Here is a 4,531-nt window from a genome sequence, read left to right on the forward strand (position 1 = left end):
GCGAGATCGAAGCAGTGCACGTCACCAAAGGGAGACAAAAAGGTCTACGCGTCAAAGTGATAGACCATCAGCGGGGGCTCTTCGAGCAGACCTCATGAACCAGGGGGCATTATGAAGCGGGATCCAACGAAGCCATAGACCATGCTGAGCCCGAGGCCCGTACCCTTGCCGCTCTCCTTCGTGGTGAAGAAGGGCTCGAAGACACGCTGCGCCACCTCTGGAGGCATGCCGGTTCCCGTATCGCTAACTGCGATCAGGACGTATTCGCCGGGTGCCACGGCTTTTCCCTCTTCGAGAACCCGGTTCCCGACGGCAATCGTCAGATCGCCACCCTCCGGCATGGCGTCGCGGGCATTGACCGCCAAGTTGAGGAGCGCAGCTTCGAACTGGGCCCGGTCGACCTGGATCGGCCAGATGCCCTCCTCTGCCCGAAGGCTCACTTTGACGCCTTCGCCAAGCGTGCGCTGCATCAGATCGAGCAGTCCCGGAAGGAGGGCATTCACGTCAAGGGCCGAGACCTGCAGGGGCTGACGGCGCGAGAAAGCGAGGAGCCGATAGGTCAAGCCGGCACAATGTTGTGCGCTCTCCATCGCCATCCGAACGCGCCGCTCGGCCTTGTCATTGCCCTGGATCGATTTCTTCAGGAGGTCGAGATTGCCGATGACGACGCTCAGCATGTTGTTGAAGTCGTGGGCAATGCCGCCTGTGAGGCGGCCGATCGCCTCGAGCTTGCTGGCGTGGAGCAGGTTCTGCTCCATCTGCTTGCGCTCGGTGATATCGAACCACATACCGAAGAATTCCCGCGGGCGTCCCTCTTCGTCGCGCATGAGCACGGTCTGATCGAGGAAATGGCGTTCCGTCCCATCGGCGCAGCGCCATCGATACTCCAGGCTGACGGGGCCGTCCTCGGCCAAATCGAGAAGCTGAGCCAGAACCCGGTCGTGATCCTCCGGGTGGAGCCGGGACGACCAGAAATCCGGCCGCTCGAGAAAGGCCTCCGGCCTGAAGCCGGTGATCCGCTCGATGCTCTCGTTCGTGAAATGGAGTCGCCGGTGGTCCTCCCTCACGGAGGCGGTATAGAGCGCGATTGGCAGCGACTGGAGAACGAGGGACTGGTGCTCCTCGCGCCGCCGCAGGGCCTGCTCCGCCTTCAGCTTCTCGCTGCGGACCCGCAGGTTCTCCATGAGCAGTCGCTGCTCCTCCTCGCTCTGCCGGCGGATCTCTTCTGTCTTGCGGTAGAGGTCGACGAAGATCTCGACCTTGGATTTCAGGATCAGCGGCTCGACCGGCTTGAACACGTAGTCCACCGCGCCCGCCGAGTACCCCTTGAAGACATGCACGTCGTCCTTGTTGACGGCAGTGAGGAAGAGGATCGGCACCCGCGCCGAGCGCGGCCGGGCTCGGATCAGACCGGCGACCTCGTAGCCGTCGAGCCGCGGCATCTGCACGTCGAGCAGGATAAGGGCGAAGTCGTCCTGCAACACTTGTCGCAAGGCCGCCTCGCCGGAATCAGCCGTGACGATCTCGATCCCCGGCGAGCGCAGCACTTCTTCGACCGCGAGGAGATTTCTGGGATCGTCATCGACGACCAAAATCTTGGCAAGGATCACATCCGACAAGGGGCGAACTGAACCTGGGCGGAGTGCGCCTGGGTTCGACACCACCTGCCTCTCATCTTCCAGCATGAATTCAGCCTGACTTCCACTCGCGAGGGATGGGCTTGTTATCAAAGCGCGAGATTTGAGCCTAGTGACCCAAGCTTGCGTGGTGGTCGCACCTGGGCCTGTTGGTGGGCGACGGGCGTGGCGTTCTGGCCCAGCGCATCAAAGCCCAGAAGCCGGACCTGCCGATCATATTGGCCGCCGGCTTTGGCGACATGCCGTCGAGCGCGCATCCGGACCTGATCCGGCTCAACAAGCCGGTTGAACTGACCACCCTCGCCCGCGCGACGGGCGAGGCCCGAAGCCGGCAGGCTGGAGGACCGTGGTGCCGGTCCCCAGCAGGGATGAACGCTGGCGGCCCCGCCCGTGGGGCGGGCCGGGACTGGCTCCTTGAGGATGGTGCTGCTGCTACCGCCGCCGCACGACGCGCCGCGGGCGGTTGTCACCCTGGACCTCATCGACAACGCCGCCCGGGGCGCCAGCGACCGCGCCGGCACCGGCACCGACCACGGCCCCGACCGGCCCTCCGACCACCGCCCCGGCGGTCGCGCCAACGGCCGTGCTGGTGGACTGCTGGCGTGTAGCGCAGGCGCCCGCTAGAAGACATAGGACCGTCACGAACACGCGTTTCTGCATGAACTTTCTCCAACCGATCCGACCGTGGATCCCCTGACTACTCCGGGAAAGCTGGACAGTTCGGCAATGGCATTGAAAAGCGGCATCGATCCCGAGCATGGCCATGTTATCAGATCCGGCGGGGAGTCACTGGGCTCAGGAGCATTGAGCGGAACGGCCGCTGGCAAGCCGGCGTTGGAGAACAGAACCTAACCTAGGTTAAGGGAGGCCACCCATGCGCCTCATTCCGATTAAGCTCTTGGTCACTGGCGTTGCCATGGCCGGCCTGCTGGCAGGCATCGGACAACCGGTGCGGGCGCAGGGGCAGCCTCAGACTTCCGAAACCCTCAAATCCGACAGCACCGGTCCCCAAGATCCCCGCTCCACCGGCTCGGTGGGGCGCTCGACCGCGCCGCTGAGCGACAAGCTCGACCGTACGGATGGGGTGATCCGTCCGCCGGCCAATATTGCGCCAGAGATGTCGGTCCGCCCCCCGGTGCCGAACCCCGGCACGACGCGGGTCATCCCGCCCCCGGGTTCCCCAGGCGGGGATCAGACCTTTGAGCCGAAGTGACAACCGCCTCCTGAACCCGCCATGCCGATCGCACCTGACGCTGCCCCGCTCGACCACATCATCGAACTCGCCAATGGGATCATCGACGAGTGTCCCTCCTGCGCGGGCACAGCATCGGAGATTGTCATGTGGGCTAACGAGATCCGGGAGCACCGGCCCAGCCGTGAGGAGCTGACGGCCCTTGTTGATGCAACCTGCCCCGGCCCGCCGGCCGATCAGAGGACCCTGCTGATCGACGGGCTGCGGGCGTTTGTTCGCTTCGCCGAGACCTGAACCGTTCCACGGAACAGGCTTCGCACCGGGACGTTTCCGCGCCTGAGGGCTGTTCCAAAGCCCATCATGAGGATCGCCGGCCTATAGCCTGCACTCAGGCGGGGCAGGTGGGACGAGTGAACCGCCGCGCGGTCTGCGACGGCATCGAGCAAACAGGAAAGGTTGGCTTCCTGTAGGAGAGTTGCTGCTTCCAATCCATCCACGACCGGAGACAGTTCATTGGTCGACCTGGGCTCATGGCACGACATCGTCCTCCTTGGTGGCGCCGTCCTCGTCATGGTGGTGATCTGCAGCCTGGAAGGATGGATGCGGTAGGGGGAGAAACTTGGATGGATAGCGAGAGACAGCAAGATCCAGCCGGGCCACGTTTCAAGGACTGAACCAGATGAGGGCTGGGTTCACATCCGAGACAATCGAAACCGACGACACGCGCATCTTCGTGTGCTGGGCGGGAATGGGACCGCCGCTTCTGCTGCTGCATGGCTTCCCGCAGACCTATCTGATGTGGCGCGAGGTGGCGCCCCGGCTCGCCCACCGCTTTACAGTCATCTGCCCCGACCTGCGCGGTTATGGCCGCAGCGGCTGCCCCGTCTCTCGTCCGGATCATGCGCCCTACGCCAAGCGGGCGATCGCGCAGGACTTAGTCGTCGTGATGGAAAAGCTCGGGTTCGAGACCTTTTCGGTGGCGGGTCATGATCGTGGCGCCCGGGTGGCCTACCGCCTCGCCTTTGACCACGCCGGGCGGGTGGAACGTCTCGCCGTTCTCGACATCGTTCCGACCGCCGAGGTCTGGGAGCGGGCCGACAAACGGTTTGCCTGCACCTACTGGCCGTGGTCACTGCTGGCTCAGTCTGAGCCGCTTCCGGAACGGCTCATCTTGGCGGCCCCTGAGGCGATCATCGACGATGCGCTCGGTAGCTGGGGGTCACGTTCGACCGCTTTCAGCCCTGAGGTGCGGGCGGCCTATATCGCTGCGCTGCGCGATCCTGCACACGTGCATGCCATCTGCGAGGAGTATCGAGCGGCAGCAACCCTCGACCATGAGCACGATGCGGAGGACCGCAGAGCCGGACGTCGGATCAAGTGCCCAACGCTCGTGCTCTGGAGTGGTCACGGGCCACTGGACACGTGGTACACCGACGTGGGTGGCCCCCTCGCCTTGTGGCGCCTGTGGGCCGATGATGTCGGCGGCGGACCTCTTAAAGCCGGTCACTTCTTTCCTGAAGAGATTCCGGACCGAACGGCACAGGAACTCATGAGCTTCTTCGCAGGATCGTGAATCGCCAGCAGGGCGCTTGGTCGGCCACAACAGCCGAAAGCTGCCAGACCTGGAACTCCAGGCGCCATCGCGGACCTAATCCGCCCACCTTGGTCTCGATCGCTCACCGTCGCGGTTCTGCGTGTTCTG

6 protein-coding genes are annotated in these 4,531 nt (G+C 64.2%); 3 read left to right on the forward strand and 3 right to left on the reverse strand.

Annotation, left to right across the window (positions count from 1 at the left end):
- Window positions 1-92 precede the first annotated feature (92 nt).
- Genes FS320_RS38605 through FS320_RS46525 form a run of 3 tightly spaced genes read right to left on the reverse strand, consistent with a single transcriptional unit; the run spans window position 93 to window position 2,297 of the window.
- Complete coding sequence (locus FS320_RS38605) at window positions 93-1,685, reverse strand: response regulator (protein ID WP_244627659.1); 1,593 nt, start codon at window positions 1,683-1,685, stop codon at window positions 93-95.
- Between the two features lie 41 nt (window positions 1,686-1,726).
- Window positions 1,727-2,107, reverse strand: coding sequence for a hypothetical protein (locus FS320_RS38610; RefSeq protein ID WP_152717616.1), 381 nt, complete (start codon window positions 2,105-2,107; stop codon window positions 1,727-1,729).
- Complete coding sequence (locus tag FS320_RS46525) at window positions 2,070-2,297, reverse strand: hypothetical protein (protein ID WP_152738999.1); 228 nt, start codon at window positions 2,295-2,297, stop codon at window positions 2,070-2,072. The genes FS320_RS38610 and FS320_RS46525 overlap by 38 nt, the downstream gene beginning before the upstream one ends.
- A gap of 214 nt (window positions 2,298-2,511) precedes the next feature.
- Between FS320_RS46525 and FS320_RS38615 the strand changes: the two genes are divergently transcribed.
- The 3 genes from FS320_RS38615 (at window position 2,512) to FS320_RS38625 (ending at window position 4,402) form a co-directional block, all read left to right on the forward strand.
- The gene (locus FS320_RS38615) at window positions 2,512-2,850 is read left to right on the forward strand and encodes a hypothetical protein (RefSeq protein ID WP_152717618.1); all 339 of its coding nucleotides are present in this window, start codon (window positions 2,512-2,514) and stop codon (window positions 2,848-2,850) included.
- Between the two features lie 21 nt (window positions 2,851-2,871).
- Entirely contained in the window at window positions 2,872-3,123 is a 252-nt protein-coding gene (locus FS320_RS38620; RefSeq protein WP_152717620.1) for a hypothetical protein, read from the forward strand.
- A gap of 385 nt (window positions 3,124-3,508) precedes the next feature.
- Window positions 3,509-4,402, forward strand: a complete 894-nt coding sequence (locus FS320_RS38625; protein WP_152717622.1) for an alpha/beta fold hydrolase — start codon at window positions 3,509-3,511, stop codon at window positions 4,400-4,402.
- Window positions 4,403-4,531: the final 129 nt, after the last annotated feature.

Source organism: Microvirga tunisiensis (assembly GCF_009296175.1).
GTDB lineage: Bacteria > Pseudomonadota > Alphaproteobacteria > Rhizobiales > Beijerinckiaceae > Microvirga > Microvirga tunisiensis.